This is a genomic window from Sorangiineae bacterium MSr11367 (assembly GCA_037157805.1).
GTDB classification, from domain to species: Bacteria; Myxococcota_A; Polyangia; order Polyangiales; family Polyangiaceae; genus Pendulispora; species Pendulispora rubella.
This window is the reverse complement of the sequence record CP089983.1, coordinates 1,373,604-1,392,523: the sequence shown is the minus strand read 5'-3', so window position 1 is coordinate 1,392,523 and position 18,920 is coordinate 1,373,604. Positions and strand designations below refer to the sequence as shown.

The 18,920-nt window shown below is 68.9% G+C and carries 5 protein-coding genes and 1 pseudogene; all 6 read left to right on the top strand.

Going from position 1 to position 18,920, the window contains the following annotated elements; all coding sequences use genetic code 11:
- Positions 1–16 precede the first annotated feature (16 nt).
- The 6 genes and pseudogenes from LVJ94_05825 to LVJ94_05800 all read left to right on the top strand — a co-directional run bounded on the left by LVJ94_05825 (position 17) and on the right by LVJ94_05800 (position 18,918).
- Positions 17–1,345 (top strand): annotated as a pseudogene (locus LVJ94_05825) (diaminobutyrate--2-oxoglutarate transaminase).
- Positions 1,342–3,732, top strand: coding sequence for a penicillin acylase family protein (locus tag LVJ94_05820; protein WXB06751.1), 2,391 nt, complete (start codon positions 1,342–1,344; stop codon positions 3,730–3,732). Before LVJ94_05825 ends, LVJ94_05820 begins: the two are co-directional and overlap by 4 nt.
- Positions 3,729–3,944, top strand: a complete 216-nt coding sequence (locus tag LVJ94_05815) for an MbtH family protein (protein WXB06750.1) — start codon at positions 3,729–3,731, stop codon at positions 3,942–3,944. The genes LVJ94_05820 and LVJ94_05815 overlap by 4 nt, the downstream gene beginning before the upstream one ends.
- On the top strand, positions 3,941–4,882 hold the full coding sequence (locus LVJ94_05810; GenBank protein ID WXB06749.1) for a TauD/TfdA family dioxygenase: 942 nt from the start codon (positions 3,941–3,943) through the stop codon (positions 4,880–4,882). The genes LVJ94_05815 and LVJ94_05810 overlap by 4 nt, the downstream gene beginning before the upstream one ends.
- Entirely contained in the window at positions 4,879–12,642 is a 7,764-nt protein-coding gene (locus LVJ94_05805; GenBank protein WXB06748.1) for an amino acid adenylation domain-containing protein, read from the top strand. Before LVJ94_05810 ends, LVJ94_05805 begins: the two co-directional genes overlap by 4 nt.
- 3 nt (positions 12,643–12,645) lie before the next feature.
- On the top strand, positions 12,646–18,918 hold the full coding sequence (locus LVJ94_05800; GenBank protein ID WXB06747.1) for an amino acid adenylation domain-containing protein: 6,273 nt from the start codon (positions 12,646–12,648) through the stop codon (positions 18,916–18,918).
- Positions 18,919–18,920 lie beyond the last annotated feature (2 nt).

Genomic DNA, 18,920 nt, shown 5'->3' with positions numbered 1-18,920 from the left:
TTCGGGACAGATCCCGAACAGCGTCTACCTCGAGCAGCAAGCGGCGCGCGAATCGAACGCGCGTAGCTATCCGCGGGGGCTGCCGCTCGCGCTGGCGAGTGCCAGCGGCATCTACGTCAAAGATGCGGATGGGCGCTCGTACATCGACTGCCTGGCCGGGGCGGGTGCGCTCGCCCTCGGGCACAACCACCCGCTGGTCAAAGAAGCGTTGGTGCGCGCGCTCTCCCAAGACGTGCCCATGCAGACGCTCGATCTGACGACGCCGGTCAAGCACCGCTTCATCGACGACCTGATCGGGCTCCTGCCACCGCGCTTCGCCGAGCGGGCGCGCATCCAGTTCTGCGGGCCCACGGGTGCCGATGCCATCGAGGCGGCCCTCAAGCTCGTGAAGACGGCCACCGGCCGGCGCTCGGTGTTGGCGTTTCGCGGGGCGTACCACGGCATGACCCATGGCGCCCTGGCGCTCACGGGGAGCCGCGGACCGAAGGAGCCGATCGCGGGGCTCATGCCCGACGTTCACTTTCTGCCCTACCCCTACGCATACCGCTGCCCGTTCGGGATCGGGGGCGCGGAGACCGGACGCCTGGCAAGCACGTTCGTGGAGCGGCTGCTCGACGATCCGTACAACGGCATCGTCACGCCCGCGGCGCTCGTCGTCGAGCCGGTTCAGGGCGAGGGCGGTGTCATTCCCGCGCCGCTCACGTGGCTGCAAGAGATCCGCCGGATCACCCGCGAGCGAGGCATTCCCCTGATTCTCGACGAGGTTCAATCGGGCCTGGGCCGGACGGGGGCCATGTTTGCCTTCGAGCACGCGGACGTCATTCCCGACGTGCTCGTTCTTTCCAAGGCCATCGGTGGCGGCCTCCCGATGAGCGTCGTGCTCTACGACAAGGACCTCGATCGCTGGGCCCCGGGCGCACATGCCGGCACCTTCCGCGGCAACCAGCTGGCCATGGCCGCCGGCATCGCCACCATCGAGTACATTCGCGAGCATCGCCTCGAGCGCCATGCCGGCGCGATGGGCGAGCGCCTCCGCGAGCACCTTCTCGCCATTCAAGGGCGCTCGCGTTGCATCGGCGACGTGCGCGGACGCGGGCTGATGGTCGGCGCCGAGATCGTCGATCGGGAACGCGAGCCCGATGCCGCGGGCGCACATCCGGCCGCGCCCGCGAAGGCCCGGCTCATTCAATCGGAGGCGCTGCGACGAGGCCTCATCGTCGAACTGGGCGGCCGCAACGACACCGTCGTGCGCTTTCTCCCTCCGCTCATCGTCACCGGCGAGCAGATCGACTCCATTGCCACGATCTTCGACGAGGCGGTGCGGGCGGCGGAACAGGCGTCATGACCCGCGCGCGCACGAGATGGCGGCGCCTCGTGCTCTGGGGGGCTGCGACGTTGGGCGGCCTCCTTCTCGCCGCCGTGGGATTCGTCACGTTCACCTTGCGCGCATCGCTGCCGGAGCTGGACGCGAAGGTGACCGTCGCAGGCCTCGCCGACACCGTCACGGTGACCAGCGACGAGCACGCGATCCCTACGATCCGAGCGGCCTCGCGCGAGGACGCGTGGCGCGCGCTCGGGTACCTCCACGCGCGCGATCGCCTCTTTCAGATGGACCTTCAGCGCCGCCAGGCCGCGGGGCGCCTCGCCGAGATCTTCGGACGCGATCTCCTCTCGCTCGACGTGCAAAGCCGCACCTATGGCTTCGACCGAATCGCGCCCCTCGTCGTCGCGCGCCTCCCCGCCCCGCAGCGCGCCGCGGTCGAGGCGTACACGCAAGGGGTCAATGCCTATCTGGCGCGCGGGCGTGCACTCCCCTTCGAGTTCCAGCTGCTTCGCTACCACCCCGAAACGTGGCGGCCGGAGGACAGCGCACTCGTCGCCCTCGGCATGTTCCAGGTTCTGAGCAGCAACGAAGATCAGGAGCGAACCCACAGCGTCATCGCGAAGTGCGTGCCGCCGAACGTGGCCGGCTTCCTCTCGCCCGAGGCAGATCGCTACACGCGCGCACTCTTGGGCGTGCGGACGGAGGAACCGCCGTTGCCCGTCCGCGAGCTTCACGCATTGGCGAACGCCGCACCTGCCGGCTCGAACGACGTGCTCTCGCCCAGCGCGGGCGAGGCACCGAAGGGCTCGAACGGGTGGGCCGTCGCGGGCACGCGGACGCAAGATGGACGCGCCATCCTCGCCAACGACATGCATCTCGATCTCGGCGTGCCCAATGTCTGGTACCGCGCCACCCTTCATTATGGCGACCTGGAGGTCTCCGGCGTGATGCTGCCCGGCGTGCCCGCCGTGATCGCGGGCTCGAACGGTCACGTCGCCTGGGGGCTCACGAACCTCGAGGGCGACGTGTTTGATCTCGTCCAGCTCGAGACCGATCCGCAGCACCCGGACGCCTACCGCACGCCGGAAGGGTGGAAGCCGTTCGAGGTGGAGCAGGCCATCGTGAAGGTGCAGGGCGAAGCCGACGTGACCACCCCGATTCGCCGCACGATTTGGGGCCCCGTGGCGTCGCGCAAGCTCCTCGGCCGAGACGTGGCCGTGAAGTGGACGGCGCTCGATCCCGAGGCGGTGGACTTCGGCCTGCTCGAGATGGACGGCGCGCGCACGATCGAGGATGCGGCCGCGGTGATGAACCGCGCGGGAAACCCGCCCATGAACGCGATGCTCGCCGACGAGCAAGGGCGCGTCGGCTGGACCATGACCGGGCGCATCCCCCGACGGCAAGGGTTCGACGGAGAGGTGAGCGTCTCGTGGGCTGGCGGCGACGACGCGTGGAGCAACTACCTGGCACCGGCGGCGATGCCGCGCCTTCTCGATCCGCCGTCCGGCTTCGTGGTGAACGCGAACCAACGCATGCCGATCGGCCCCGACGTGCCGGTGCTCGGCCATGACTTCGTCAACGGCTACCGCGCGTACCGAATCTCCGAGCGGCTGCGGGAGATGCCCAAGGTGAGCGAGAGCGACATGCTCGCCGTTCAACTCGACACGCGCAGCGAGTCGTTCGACGCTTACCGCGACGTGGCGCTGGCGGCCCTCGACGATGCCGCGGTCGCGACCAATCCGCGTCTGGGCGAGGCACGTGCGGCGCTGAAGGCGTGGGATGGTCGCGCGGACGTATCGAGCCCGGGGTTCGTATGGCTCGTTTCGTTTCGGCGCGTCCTCGCCAAGGAGATCTTCGGCGCATGGCTCGGCGCCTGCCGCACGCTCGAACCGGAGTTCCAATTCGACCTCGGGGACATCGACACCCCGATGCAGCGGCTCCTCGCCGAGCGACCGAGCGGCCTCGTTCCCCCGCCCGCCGCGAGCTGGAACGACTTCCTGCACACGGCCCTCTTGAAGGCGCAGGACGAAGCGAAGACCCGCTACGGCAAGGACCCTGGACATCTCACGTGGGGCGAAGCGAACCACGTGCAGGTCCGCCACCCGCTCTCGGACGGGATACCGGGCATCGGCCGATGGCTGGACATGCCCGCCGAGCCCCTCGCCGGCTGCGGCGCCTGCGTGCGCATGGCCGCGGGCACACTCGGCGCGAGCGAGCGCCTGGTCGTCTCGCCCGGGCACGAGCGCGATGCCATCCTCCACATGCCCGCCGGTCAATCCGGTCATCCGCTGTCACCGCACTACGGCGACCAGCAGGCAGCGTGGGTGGCGGGCCGTCCTTTGCCACTGCTGGCGGGCCCCACCCTCGCAACCTTGACGCTCGCCCCAACCCAAGGAGAAAAACGATGAGCGAAGAACACGACGACACGACGACGTACAAAGTGGTGGTCAACCACGAGGAGCAGTATTCGATCTGGCCGGAGTACCGCGACAATCCTCTGGGCTGGCGCGATGCGGGCAAGAGCGGCTCGAAGGCCGAATGCCTAGATCACATCGCCCAGGTTTGGACCGACATGCGGCCCCTCAGCCTGCGCAACCAGATGGAAGGCAAGACGCCGTGAGCTTTCCCCCCATCGTGAGCCCGAGCGGGCCGGGCGAGCTGCCGGACTTCGCCGAAAGCATCCGCGCCGCCGTGGAAGAGCAGCTCACGAGGCATGGGGCCGTTCTCTTCCGCGGATTTCCCGTGCGCGGCCCCCAGGACTTCGAGCGCATCGTCTCGTTCGTCACACCCGATCTTCTGGAGTACACCTTCGGCTCGACGCCGCGGTCGCAACTGTCCGGGCGCATCTACACGTCCACCGAGTACCCGGCGCACCAGCAGATCCCGCTGCACAACGAGCAGTCGTACACGGCGGAGTGGCCGCTCAAGATTTGGTTCTACTGCGCCAAGCCCGCGCTCGAGGGAGGTGAGACACCGCTCGCCGATAGCCGCGAGGTGTTGCGCCGGATCCCGGCGCGCATCCGCGAGCGCTTCGTGGCCAAGAAGGTGATGTACACGCGCAACTACGGCAACGGCCTCGACGTTCCTTGGCAGAAGGTCTTCGGCACGGAGGACCCCAAGGTGGTCGAGAGCTTCTGCCGCGACGCGGGGATCATCTGCGAGTGGAAAGAAGATGGTGAGCTGCGCACGCGGCAGATTTGCCAAGCCATTGCCACGCACCCGCACACCAAGGACGTGGTCTGGTTCAATCAAGCGCACCTCTTCCACGTCTCGAACCTCGAGCCGGCGGCGCGCGAAGGTTTGCTCGCCGTCTTCGCCGAGGACGAGTTGCCTCGCAACGCTTTTTACGGCGATGGCACGCCCATCGAGGACGGTGTCCTCGACGAGATCCGCGGGGTCTATGGCCAGGTCGCCGTGTCCTTCCCTTGGCAGGAGGGCGACGTGGTGCTGGCCGACAACATGCTGGTGGCCCACGGTCGGTCGTCCTTCAAAGGGCCCCGCAAGGTGCTGGTGGCCATGGCCGAATCGTACCGTCCCGAGGAGGGAGCGTCGACGTGAGCGAGGACCTGTTCGTTTTCCCAATGAGCTTTGCGCAGGAGCGACTCTGGCTCCACGGGGAGCTCGAGCCCGAGAGCACGTCGTACAACATGGCCGCCGCCGTGCGGCTCGACGGCTCCCTCGACACGGATCTCGTACAGCGATGCGTGAGCGAGATCGTGCGCAGGCATGAAGTCCTGCGCACGACGTTCGAGGTGGTCGACGGCCAGCCCTCCCAAGTGATCCACCCGGAGAGCACGCAGCGTGTGCCGGTGGTCGATCTGAGCGGCCTGCCGGCGCGCGAGCGCGAGCCCGAGGCGCGGCGTTTGATCGAGCGGGAATCGCGGCGGCCCTTCGATTTGGTGAACGGCCCCTTGCTGCGGTTGCTCCTTTTGCGCCTCGGGCCCGACGAGCACGTGCTCGTCTGGGTGGTGCACCACATCGTGTTCGATGGGTGGTCGACCCACCTGGTCCTGCAAGAGTTCGCCGCGCTGTATGCCGCGTTCGCAGCCGGGAAACCGTCGCCGCTGGCCGATCTGGCGCTGCAGTATGCCGACTTCGCCGATTGGCAACGCCGGCGCGCCGAGGCGGGCGCCCTTGCGTCGCAGCTTGCCTATTGGAGCCAGAAGCTGGCCGGCCAAGATGGGATTCTGGAGCTGCCGACGGATCGGCCGCGGCCCGCGATCCAACGTCATCGGGGAGCGCGTTCCTTTTTCCAACTGCCCCGTGAGCTGGTGGACGGGCTGCGCGATCGGGCCAAGCAGCAAGGGACCACCCTGTACACGGTGCTCCTCGCGGCGTTCCAAGCCGTGCTCGCGCGTTACACGGGGGCGACGGACATCGCGGTTGGCACACCGGTGACCAACCGGAGCCGGGCGGAGCTCGAAGGGCTCGTCGGGTGCTTCGCCAACACCGTCGTGCTTCGTACGGATCTCGGGGGCGATCCGTCGTTCGTGTCGCTGCTCGGGCGGGTGAAGGATACCGTGCGGGACGCGCAGGCGAACCAAGAGGTTCCGTTCGATCGCGTGGTCGAGGCGGTGCGCCCGGCGCGCGACTTGAGCCATGCACCGCTCTGCCAGGTGCTGTTTGCGCTCCAACCTGCGCTGGGGGAGATGCCGACCGTCCCGGGGCTGGCGATGCGCTTGCTCGACCTGGATGCAGGTGGCGCGCAGTTCGATTTGTCGCTCGAGTTTGCGGCCGATGTCGATGGTCTGGCCGGCGCGATCGAATACGACATGGACTTGTTCGACGAGCCCCGCATCGTGCGTTTCAGCGCGCATGTGCGCCGGGTGCTCGAAGGTGCCGCGGCGAATCCGAATGCGCGCTTGTCGCAGTTGTCCATGCTCGCGCCGGAGGAGCGTGGGCAGTTGCTCGGCTGGAGTGGGCTCCCCCACCCCGGCCCTCCCCCGGGGGGGGAGGGAGCCCTGGGGTGCGTGCATCGGGTGTTCGAGAAGCAGGCGGCGCGGGCGCCGGAGGCGGTGGCCGTTGTCCATGATGGGCAGCGCATGACGTACGGCGAGCTCGATCGGCGTTCGCGGCAGCTTGCGCACCTTTTGCAACGGCGGGGGGTGGGCTCCGAGGTGCGGGTGGGGGCGTGCCTGCCTCGTTCGATCGGGATGATCGTCGCCGTGCTCGGGGTGCTTCGTGCGGGCGGCACCTATGTGCCCATCGATCCCAAATACCCGCGCGAGCGCATCGCCAACTTGGTCGACGATGCGGGGATTTCCTTGGTGATCGCCGAAGGCCATGCCGACTTGCCGTCGGGTGTCGACGCGTTGGTCCTCGATCTCGCGCTCTCCTGCCTCGATGGAGAGCCGGACGTCGTTTCGGCGGTGGATGCCGCGCCCGAACAGGCGGCGTACATTCTCTACACTTCCGGCTCGACGGGGGTGCCCAAGGGCGTCGTGGTCGCGCAACGGACGCTCGCGCGCTTCGTCGAGACGGCGGCCGCGCACTATGCCATCGCGCCCGGAGACCGGGTGCTGCAGTTCGCAGCTCTCAGCTTCGATGCGAGCGTGGAGGAGATTTTCCCGTGCCTGACGCGCGGTGCCACCTTGGTGCTGCGCACGGAGGAAATGCTCGAGTCGGTGGCCACTTTCCTCGCCGTGTGCGAGCGATGGGGCATCACCGTGCTGGACCTTCCGACGATGTATTGGCACCGCGTCGTGGCGGGCCTTGAGGAGGGACTCACGGTGCCTGCCTGCCTGCGCCTGCTCATCATCGGCGGCGAGGCGGCCCTGCCCGAGCGAGTGAGCGCGTGGCAGGGCACGGCGAGCGCGACCCACGTTCGCTTGCTCAACACGTACGGCCCGGCCGAGGCGACGGTGAGCGCGACGGCCAGTGACTTGACGGTGGCCGATCCACGTGACACCTGGGCGACGTCCATTGGGCGGCCGCTCGCGGGTGTGCGCGCCTATGTGCTCGACGCCGCTGGGGAACCGGTTCCCGTCGGCGTGATGGGGGAGCTTCACTTGGGCGGCGAAGGCCTTGCGCGCGGGTACTGGCGGCGGCCGGATCAAACCGCCGCGCGCTTCGTGCCGGATCCGTTCTCGGGACGGCCTGGGGAGCGGCTCTATCGAACCGGCGACCGCGTCCGCTGGCGCGACGATGGGCAACTGGAGTTCGCCGGGCGCGTAGATCATCAGGTCAAGCTGCGCGGCTTTCGGATCGAACCGGGCGAGATCGAGGCGCAACTCGCCGCGCACCCGGGTGTGCGCGAGGCGATCGTGCTCGTCCGGGAAGACCGCCCGGGGGATCGGCGCTTGGTGGCGTACGTCGCGGCCGACGCCACCGTGGAGCAGGAGGCCCTCCGGCGCGCCCTGAAGGATCGGGTCCCGGACTACATGGTGCCATCGTCGTTCGTGGTGCTCGAGCAGCTGCCCCATACGACGCACGGCAAGGTCGATCGGCGTGCGTTGCCGGCGCCGACCCTCGACGCCGAGCGCGCAGCCACCACGCCGACGACCCACGCGGAGGCGGTTCTTGCCGCGGTGTGGACGGCACTTCTGGGACGACCCGTGGGGACGCGGGAGAACTTCTTCGAGGTCGGCGGCGATTCGATCCTGGCGCTGCAGGTCGTCTCACGCGCTCGGGCCGCCGGCCTCGCGATCACGGCGCGGCAGATCTTCCTCCATCAGACCATCGCCGAGCTGGCGACGATCGCGGAGCCGCTCGTGGAGACCGCCGCGGGCGCGGAGCGGCCGGAGGGCGAGGTTCCGCTCACGCCCATCCAGCGTTGGTTCTTCGCGCAGGGCGCCGAGAATCCGCACCACTGGAATCAATCGTTCTTGCTCGAGCTTCGCCAGCCGGTGGTGTTCGAGGCCCTGGAGACCGCACTCGCGGCCGTGGCGGAGCATCACGATGCCCTGAGGCTGCGTTTCGTGAGCACGTCGAGCGATTGGCGGCAAGAATACGCGCAGGCGCCCCGCGCGCGGATCGTGCGCGCGGACACCCTCGAGCAGGCGCAGGCGCAGCTTCATTTGAGCGATGGTCCGCTCCTGCGTGCGGTGCTCCTCGATCGCGGTCCGTCGCAGCCGGGCCAGTTGCTGCTCGTGGCCCATCACCTGGTGGTCGACGCGGTCTCCTGGCGCATCCTGCTCGAAGATCTGCAGCTCGCCTATGCCCAGCACACCTCGGGCGAGGCGATCCGGCTTCCCCCGACGTCCGCCGCCTTTGGCACTTGGGCGCGCCGCCTTTCGGAGCATGCCCAGTCGGAAGCGATCCTGCAGCAAGCGCCCGCGTGGAGCGAGGGGCCCACGGAATCGCTTCCCGTGGACCATCCTGCGGGCGCGGCCGTCGAGGGCGAAACGGTCCGCCTCGCGGAACGCCTCGACACCGAAACGACGCACGCGCTGCTCGAGTCGGCCCCCGCCTACCGCATGCGCGTGGAGGAGATGCTGCTCACCGCCCTTGCCGGTGCCCTCGCGCAGTGGACGAACCACGAGGCCGTGTTCGTCGAGATGGAGTCGCACGGGCGCGATGTGCTCGACGACGTCGACGCCTCTCGCACCGTGGGGTGGTTCACGTCACTCTACCCGGTCCGGCTGGAGATCCCTGCTGACGCGGCGCCCGAGCAAGCGCTCCGCGCGGTGAAGGAGCGACTTCGCAGCCTATCGCCCATCCGCGGCGGCTACGGACTGCTCCGCCATCTCACGCGCGACGCGCGCACGCAGGCGATCCGCACGCAGCGCGCGCCCGAGGTGAGCTTCAACTACCTCGGACAGTGGGACGATCTCTTCGCGAGAAGCCCGCTCTTCGCGTTCGTCGAGGCCGATGCGGGCCCCGAGCGCGATCCCAAGGCGCCGCGCGGCTACGAGCTGGAGGTCGATTCCGCCGTCGTCGGTGGATGCCTGCGCGTGACGTGGAGCTACAGCGGCGCGCGCTACCGACGGGAGACCATCGAGCGGCTCCACCACGATTTCGAGGCCCGGCTTCGCGTGCTCACCGCGCATGCCGCCGAGGCAGCCGCACGCGGTGACGTGCCCCACACGCCATCCGACTTCCCGCTCGCGCGGCTCACGCAAGCGACCTTGGACCGCGTGCTCGGTGCCCGGCGCGACGTCGAGGACGTGTACCCCTTGAGCCCACTGCAGCAAGGGTTGCTCTTTCACAGCCTGTACGAGCCCGGCTCCGGTGTCTACGTGGAGCAGGTCACGTGCCGGCTGGAAGGTGCACTCGACCCGGACGCGTTCCGCCAGGCGTGGGAAGCCGTGGTCGAACACCACAGCGTGCTTCGCACGACCTTCCTTTGGGAAGGCGCCGACGAGCCGCTCCAGATGGTCCGGCGGACGGCGGCGATCGAGATCGGCGTCGAAGACTGGCGCGGCCTCGGCACCGACGACGTGCGCAGCAGGATCGAGGCCCGTCTCGAGGGGGATCGCGCGAAGGGCTTCGACCTCGGGCAGGGCCCGCTCATGCGCATCTCGCTCCTTCGACTGGAGGACGACGTCCATCTGGTTCTGTGGAGCCACCATCACCTCGTCCTCGATGGATGGTCCGCGGCCCTCGTCCTGCGCGACGCGTTCTCCGCCTATGAGGGCCTTCGCGAGGGCCGCGCGGTCACATTGTCGGCGCGCACGCGCTACCGAGACCACATCGCGTGGTTGCACGAGCACGATCCCGAGGGGGCCAAGCCCTTTTGGCAGCGCACCTTGGAGGGCTTCCACGCGGCCACGCCCTTGCCGCTCGAGCGGGCGCAGACGGCGGATGTGCCCACGGGGCAGGCCGTGGAGACCCTCGCGCTCTCGGCGTCGGCCACGGAGCGTCTCCAGCGCTTCGTGCAGCGGCAGCGCCTTACGCTCAACACGGTGGCCCAGGGCGCATGGGCCTTCGTGCTCGGTCGCACGGCCCGCGTCGACGATGTCCTCTTCGGCATCACGGTGGCCGGCCGGCCGGCAACCCTGCCCGGCGTGGAAGGCATGGTGGGGCTCTTCATCAACACGCTCCCCCTGCGCGTGGCCGTGCCGGCATCCACCACGGTGGCGGACTGGTTGCGCGCTCTCCTGACGAGCACCACCGAGCTCGGCGCCTACGAGCATACGCCCCTCGCCCGCGCGCGAGCGTGGAGTCCTCTGCCCGCGGGCCAGCCCCTCTTCGAGAGCCTCCTGGTCTTCGAGAATTACCCCGCCGATCCGCGCGCCTACCAAGGCCTGCCCGGGCTCGCGGTGCGGGACGTCGAGTTCACGGAGCAGACGAACTACCCGCTCACCCTCACGGTCATCCCCGGCCCCGAGCTCCGGCTCCGTCTCGCCTACGACACACGCCGCTTCGACCAGGAAGGTGCATCGCGGTTGCTCGGCCTCGTCGAGGCGGCGCTTCGTCAGTTGAGCAGCCGCCCCGAGGCGCGGGTGGGCGCGCTGTCGCTGCTCGGCGAACTGCACGATCGACGCAGCGTCGCCAAGCGAAACGCGACGGAGCGTCCGTATCCGGGCGATCGCCTCGTCCACCAGCTATTCGAAGCGCATGCCGCCGCCAAGCCCGACGACGTGGCGCTGATCTTCGACGAGCGAAGCCTTCGCTACCGCGAATTGAACGAGCGGGCCAACCAGGTCGCGCACGCGCTCGAGCGCTGCGGCGTCGGGCCCGACGTACTCGTCGCCATCGCGATGGAGCGCTCCGTGGACATGGTGGTGGGCCTGCTCGGCATCCTCAAGGCCGGCGGCGCCTACGTGCCCATCGATCCGGAGTATCCGGCCGACCGCATTGCCTTCATGCTCGAGGACGCGGGGGCGCCGGTGCTCCTCAGTCAGTGGCCGGTGGCGTCGCGCCTGCCCGCGCATCGGGCCCGCGTGCTCTGCCTCGATGCGGATCGGGCCACCATCGAGCGGGAGCCCACCGAGAACCCCGCGGTCCACGTGGTGCCCGAGAACCTGGCGTACACGATCTACACCTCGGGCTCGACGGGCCGGCCCAAAGGCGCGGGCAACAGCCACCGAGGCCTGCTCAATCGACTGCAGTGGATGCAGGATCGCTACGCCCTCTCGGCTTCGGACCGCGTGCTTCAGAAGACGCCATTCAGCTTCGACGTCTCGGTGTGGGAGTTCTTTTGGCCCCTTATGACCGGCGCCGGCCTGGTCGTGGCCCGCCCGGGGGATCACCGCGACGGGGAGCGCCTGCTCGAGATCATCACGCGGCACGACGTCACCACGGTGCACTTCGTTCCGCCGATGCTCCAAGCCTTCCTGGAGACGCCGGGCGTGTCCGCATGCCGTTCGCTCCGGCGCGTCATCTGCAGCGGCGAAGCGTTGCCGTCCGAGCTTGCGCGGCGCTTCTTCGAGCGGCTCGGCGCGGAGCTGCACAACCTCTACGGGCCGACCGAAGCGGCCATCGACGTGACGGCATGGGCGTGCCGGCCCGAGGACGATGCGGCGTCCGTGCCCATCGGCTCGCCCATCGCCAATGTGCAGACCTACATCCTCGATCGCCAAGGCCACCCGGTGCCCGATGGCGTGGCCGGGGAGATCCATCTCGGCGGTGTCGGGCTGGCCCGCGGCTACCACCGCCGCCCCGAACTGACGGCGGAGCGATTCATTCCCGATCCCTTCGGCACGGCGCCGGGAGGCCGGCTGTATCGCACGGGCGACCTCGCCCGGTATCGACCCGACGGTGCCATCGAGTTCCTCGGGCGGCTCGATCACCAGGTGAAGATCCGAGGCCTGCGCGTGGAGCTCGGCGAAATCGAAGCGCGCCTGCTCCAACACCCCGACGTCCGCGAGGCCGTCGTGGTCGCGCGCGAGCAAGCCCACGGCGGCAAGAGCCTCGCCGCCTACGTGTCGGTGGGTGCCCCATCGGAGCCCGAGGCCCTTCGCGCCTGGGTGGGAGAGTGCCTCCCGGCGTACATGGTGCCTGCGCGCATCCTGGTGCTCGATCGGCTGCCGCTCTCACCGAACGGCAAGGTCGATCGACGCGCGCTGCCGGCGCCCGATGCGGTGGCCGCGGCGAAGCGCCCGTATGCACCGCCCCAGACCGAGGCCGAGCGCATCTTGGCCGAGATCTGGGCGGTGCTCCTGGTTCGTGAATGCGTCGGCATCCACGACGACTTCTTCGAGCTGGGCGGCGACTCGATCATCACCTTGCAGGTCATCGCACGGGCGGCACAGCGCGGTTTGCGCCTTACGCCCAAGCAGATGTTCGACCACCCGACCATCGCCGAGGCCGCGGCGTTGGCCGTCCCATTGGCCGTGGATGCGACGGACAACGCGCCCGCCGAGGCCGCCGACCCCCCTGACGCCGGATTGTCGCCCGAGGAGTGGAGCGATCTCCTGGACGAGCTCGAGAGGTAAATTGTGACCGAAAAGGCTGATCGTTCCGCGAACATCGAAAGCGTCTACGCCCTCTCCCCCATGCAGGAGGGCATGCTGTTCCACACCCTGCTCCGGCCGACCTCGGGCATCTACCTGATGCAAAACCGCTATCGGCTCGAGGGCGAGCTGCACACCGAGGCCTTCGTCCGAGCGTGGCAATACGTCGGCGCGAGGCACCCGGTTCTGCGGACGTCGTTCGTGTGGAAAAGCCAGAAGCGCCCGCTCCAAGTCGTTCACAAGAACCTGGAGATGCCCTTCGAGGTTCTCGATTGGCGCGACCTTGGACGGGAAGCCCAGGAGGCGCGTTTGGTCGCGGCGCTGCAGGCGGAGCTCGACGCGGGGTTCGATTTTGGAAAGGCGCCGCTCACCCGATTTCGCCTCATTCGGCTCGACGAGCGGACGTACGAGTTCGTGCACAGCTTCCATCACATCTTGCTCGACGAGTGGTGCACCTCGTCGTTGATGATGGACTTCCTCGCCCACTACGAGGCCCTGGTGCGCGGCGAGACTCCGCGATTGCCGCACCCGCGTCCGTACAAGGACTACATCGATTGGCTCGCGAGGCAGGATCTGCCCGCCGCGGAGGCGTTCTGGCGGCTATACCTGGCAGGCTTCGCGAGCGCGACGCAGCTTGGAATCGAGGAGCGCCGCCCCGGCTCGCGGACGGACGATGCCAACATCGACGACCTTTTGATTCGACTGGACCGCAAGTCCACTGAAATTTTGTCCGCACTGGCGCAGCGGCACCGAATCACGCTCAACACGATTGTGCAGGGCGCGTGGGCGCTGCTCCTCAGCCACTACAGCGGGGAGCGTGAGGTGCTCTTTGGGGTCACGGTGGCCGGCCGGCCGCCCGAGCTCCCGAATGTCGAGTCCATCATTGGCCTCTTCATCAACACCTTGCCGCTGCGGGTGCCCGTGCCACCGGAGCAACCGCTCCTGCCTTGGCTCGTGGGGCTGCTCGAGCAAAACCTCCGACTCCGCCAATACGAATACGCACCGCTCGTCGATATCCAGAAATGGAGCGAAGTCGAACGCGGCCAGTCGCTTTTCCAGAGTTTGTTCGTCTTCGAGAACGCCCCGACGGATCCCACCTTGCGCGATGGCAAGATGGTCTTTCGCGTCCAGGACGTGCAGGACCGCGTCCACACGAACTACCCGCTCACCGTGATGTCCTGGGTCGATGCCGAGCTGCCGCTCAAGCTCTCCTACGATCCGGCGCGCGTTCACCCGGAGACCGCCGCGCGGCTGCTCGCCAATCTGCGAACCCTCCTCGCCGGGATGGCCCGCGACCCGAATGCGCGGCTCGGCGATCTGCCGCTGCTCACGTCCGACGAGCGGCAGCAGGCCCTCGTGGAGTGGAACACGACGCATGCGGAACATAGCGATTTCTCGTCGTACGCGGCGCTGTTCCACGCGCAGGTGGCGCGTACGCCCGATGCCGTGGCGGTCACGTGCGAGGATCGGCGGCGGACGTACGCGGAGTTGAATCGCGACGCGAACCGATTGGCGCACGCGCTCGCGGCCCGCGGCATCGGTCCCGAGGAGCGGGTGGTCCTCGTCGACGATCGCGGGATCGAGCTGCTCACCATGATTGTCGCCGTGTTCAAGGCGGGCGGCGCGTACGTGCCACTCGAGCCGGGCTATCCGGACGAGCGCGTGGCGCGAATCCTCGAGCTGAGCGCGCCGCGTGCCATCGTGACCCGCGCACGGTATCGGGAGCGACTCGAGCGGCTCGTGGCATCGCTCGATGCGGGCCGTCGCCCGAGCGTCGTCGTCCTCGAGGAGGTCTCCACGGAGTCGGGGGACGATCTGCCCGAACGCGGTGGGCCGTCCAACCTCGCCTACGTGATCTACACCAGCGGTTCCACCGGCGTGCCCAAGGGCGCCATGGTCGAACGGCACGGAATGCTGAACAACATGCTCAGCAAGTTCCCGCGGCTGGGCCTCGGGGAGGGGGTCGTCGTCGCGCAAACGGCTTCGCCCTGCTTCGACATCTCCGTCTGGCAGTTCCTCACGGCATTGCTCTGCGGCGGGGTGGTCGAGATCGTGTCCGACGACATCGTGCGCGATCCCGCGCGCTTGCTCGAGCACGTCGAGCGGAGGGGGATCCGCATCATCGAGGTGGTGCCCTCCGTGCTCCAGGGAATGCTGGACGCGGCCGGCGAGACGCCAACGCCACCGGCGCTGGAGCGACTTCGCTGGATCCTGCCCACCGGCGAGGCGCTGCCGGCCGCGCTCGTGCGCGATTGGCTCGAGCGCTATCCGGGCGTGCCGCTGATGAATGCCTATGGGCCCGCGGAGTGCTCGGACGACGTGTCCCTGCATCCGCTCACGACGCCGCCGCCCGCCGACGAAACGCAGGTCCCGATCGGCCGGGCCGTGGATCACCTTCGGCTCTACGTCCTCGACCATGTTCTATCGCCGCTGCCCATCGGCGTCTGCGGAGAGATCTTCGTCGGCGGCATCGGCGTCGGCCGCGGTTACTTGGGCGATCCGCGCCGGACGGCGGAGGCCTTCGTTCCGAACCCCTTCGAGAACGAGCCGGGGGCTCGCTTGTATCGGACCGGGGATCTGGGGCGCTACCGGCCCGATGGCACCATCGAGTTCGCCGGCCGGCGCGATCACCAGGTCAAGGTTCGCGGATTCCGCATCGAGCTCGGCGAGATCGAGGCGCGGCTCACGGAGCATGCGGCGATCGCCGAGGCGGCCGTGGTGGTTCGTGAGGATCGGCCGGGTGTCACACGGCTCGTGGCCTACGTCGCCACCACGGGTGCGAGCATCGACGAGCTGCGCGCGTGGCTGCGCGAGCGGGTGCCGGAGTACATGGTGCCGCCGACCTTCGTCGTTCTTTCGTCGCTGCCGCGCACGCCGAATGGCAAGGTGGATCGACGGGCGCTGCCTGCGCCGGAGGCGGGCGACGGCGAGGGATGGATCCCTCCGCGCACCCCGACGGAGGAGCTCCTCGCGGGGATCTGGGCCGACGTGCTGGGCGTGCCGCGGGTCGGGGTGGAGGATTCGTTCTTCGACCTGGGTGGCCACTCGCTGATGCTGACGCAGGTCCTCTCGCGCATCCGGCGCGTGTTCAACGTCGAGGTACCGCTTCGCGCGCTGTTCGAGACGCCCACCATCGCCGCCCAAGCGCGCGAGGTCGAGGTGCTTCGCGGGCGGCCTACGAGCGCGCGACCGCCGCTGGTCGCGCGGACGCGGCCGCGTGATGCGCAGCTTCCGCTCTCGTTCGCCCAGGAGCGCCTTTGGTTCCTCGCGCAGCTCGAGCCCACCGCGGCGTCGTACAACGTGCCGGCGGCCGTGCGGCTGCGCGGGCCGCTCGATCCGGCACGGCTGCAACGCAGCTTCGAGGCCGTCGTCCGACGCCACGAATCGCTGCGCACGCGGTTCGTCGACGACGGCGGACGGCCCGTGATGCACGTGGACACGGAGCAGCCGCTCGCCCTGGAGCTCGTCGATCGAAGCGCCGCGCCGGACGAGGCTTTGGCCTTGCTCGAGGAGCGCGCCCACCGTCCCTTCGACCTGGGCACGGGGCCGCTTCTTCGGGTCACCTTGGTCCGGCTCGGGGAGCACGAGCACGTGCTGCTCGTCGTGCTCCATCACATCGTCTCGGATGGCTGGTCCATGGGCGTCTTGATCCGCGAGGTGACGGAGCTGTACGCGACCGATGCGACCGATGCGGAGCTGCCGCCGCTGCGCATCCAGTACGCGGACTATGCGCGCTGGCAGCGCGAATGGCTCGACGGGCCGGCTTTCGAGCAGCAGCTCGCCTACTGGCGCCAGACCCTGGGCAGCGATCCTCCGGTGCTGTCGCTGCCGACGGACCATCCGCGGCCCGAGGAGCGCTCCTATCGGGGCGCCCGTCACGCGTTCACGCTTCCGCAGAACCTTTCCGGTGCGCTCCGCGCGCTCGGGAGGGCCCAGGGGGTGACGTCGTTCATGCTGTTGCTCGCGGGCTTCCAGACCTTGCTCGCGCGCACCAGCGGCCAGACGGATCTCTGCATCGGGACACCCATCGCGAACCGCACGCACGTGGAGATCGAAGGGCTCGTCGGGTTCTTCGTCAACACGCTGGTGCTGCGGACGGATCTCGGGGGAGACCCATCGTTCACGGCGCTCCTCGCGCGTGTGCGCGAGCAGGTGCTCCAGGCGCAATCGTACCAAGATTTGCCGTTCGAACGCCTCGTCCAGGCGCTGCGGCCGGCGCGCAACCTCAGTCACACACCGCTGTTCCAGGTGATGTTCTCCCTTCAGGAAAACCCGGGCCAAGCGCCGCCCGTCGCGGGGCTCGAGCTCTCGGCGGTGGAGGTCGATCCGGGCACCGCCCAGTTCGACCTTTCGCTCCACATGGCCCACGATGGCGACGAGCTCAGTGGCTCGTTCGAGTACAGCACGGACCTCTTCGAAGAGCCCACCATCCGCCACATGGCCGATGCGCTGCGCGTCCTCCTCGAGGGCATCGCCGCCCAACCGAGCGCGCGCCTCTCCGAGCTCCCCTTCATGGAGCCACCTCCCAAGGCCGTTGCGGTGGAGGCGGCCGGCCAGAGGCCGGCGGACCGCCGGCAAGATGCCGGCGCTCCATGCGCTGGCCCCGAACTCGAACAGCTGGCGCAAATCTGGTCCTCCGTGCTCGGCCGCGACCATGTCGAGGCTCAGGACAACTTCTTCGAATTGGGCGGCGACTCGATCCTATGCCTGCAGGTCGTCGCGCGGGCCCGGCAGGTGCGCGTGCGCATCACCACGCGCGACATGTTCAAGCATCAGACGCTCGGTGCGCTGGCCGCGATCGCGCGCACCAACGCCGAGGCGACCGATGTCCCCGACGAGCAGGGCCCGGTCACCGGAGATGCGCCGCTCACGCCCATCCAGCGACGCTTCTTCGCGCGCCCCCTGCCCAATCCCCATCATTGGAACCAAGCGCTCCTGCTCACGGTGGCCGAACCCCTCGCCTGGCCCGCGTTGGAAGCGGCCGTGCACGCGCTCGTGCGGCACCACGATGCACTGCGACTGCGGTACGTGCGCGAGGGAAGCACGTGGCGCCAGACGCATGCCCCCGACGAGCCGGCGACCATCGTGCATCGCGCCGATCTCTCCGGGGTGCCCGAGGCCGAGCACGCGCAGGCCATCGAAGCGCACGCCACCCGGTGGCAGGCCAGCCTGGAGCTCACCGCCGGACCGGTCCTCCGCGTGGTGGGCTTCGACCTAGGACCGCAGCGCCCTGGCCGGCTGCTCCTCATTGCGCATCACTTGGTCGTCGATGGCGTGTCCTGGCAGATCCTCCTCGAAGACCTCGAGACCGGGTACGATCAAGCCCAGCGCGGCGAGTCGATCCTGCTCCCCGAAAAGAGCACGTCGTTCAAGCGATGGGCCGAGCACCTGGAGAACGCGGCACCGGCGCTCCAGGAGGAGGCAGCCTCGTGGCTCGAGCTGCCGTGGGACCAGGTCGCATCCGTGCCGGCGGACGATTCCACCGGCGACCGCTCCGAAACGGCGACGGCGACCGTCACCGTGGGGCTGGATACCACGGCCACGCGCAATCTGCTGGAGACCGTGCCCGAAGCCTACAACACGCGCGTGGACGAGGTCCTGCTCACCGCGCTCGCCCTGGCGCTGTCGCGCCGAACCGAAAAAGGCGTCGTGGCCCTGGAGGTCGAGGGTCACGGTCGGCATGTCCTGGACGATGGCGAGATGGACCTTTCGCGCACGGTCGGGTGGTTCACCAGCGCCCACCCCGTGGTGCTCACCCTCGCGCCGAATGCCGCGCCGGGTGACGCGCTCAAGTCCATCAAGGAGCAACTGCGCCGGATCCCGCGTCATGGCCTGCCTTTCGGCGTGGTGCGCGAGCTCGGGACGGGCGACGTCGCCGAGCGCCTGCAAAAGCTTCCGCCCGTGGGCGTCGCGTTCAACTACCTCGGACAGTGGGACCAAATCGTCGGTGCGGGCGCACGGTTTCCTCTCGCCGAGGAATCCCCCGGCGCCGAGCACGATCCGCGCGGTGCGCTCTCGTACGAACTGGAAATCGACGCCGCCGTGTACGACGGCCAACTCGAGGCCACGTGGCGCTACAGCGGTGCGCGCTACCGTCGGGAGACGGTGGAGGCGCTCGGCACGCTCTGGCGCGACGCGCTCGAGCAGCTCATTGCCCATTGCCTCTCGCCCGATGCCGGCGGGTACACGCTTTCCGACTTCCCCGACGTCCAACTCGAGGTTCACGAGCTCGACGCCATCCTCGGCCAAATGGATTGAGA

Excerpts from the sequence above, each read along its gene's own strand:
- LVJ94_05820 (WXB06751.1), top strand. The coding sequence starts at position 1,342 with ATGACCCGCGCGCGCACGAGATGGCGGCGCCTCGTGCTCTGGGGGGCT.
- LVJ94_05815 (WXB06750.1), top strand. The coding sequence starts at position 3,729 with ATGAGCGAAGAACACGACGACACGACGACGTACAAAGTGGTGGTCAAC.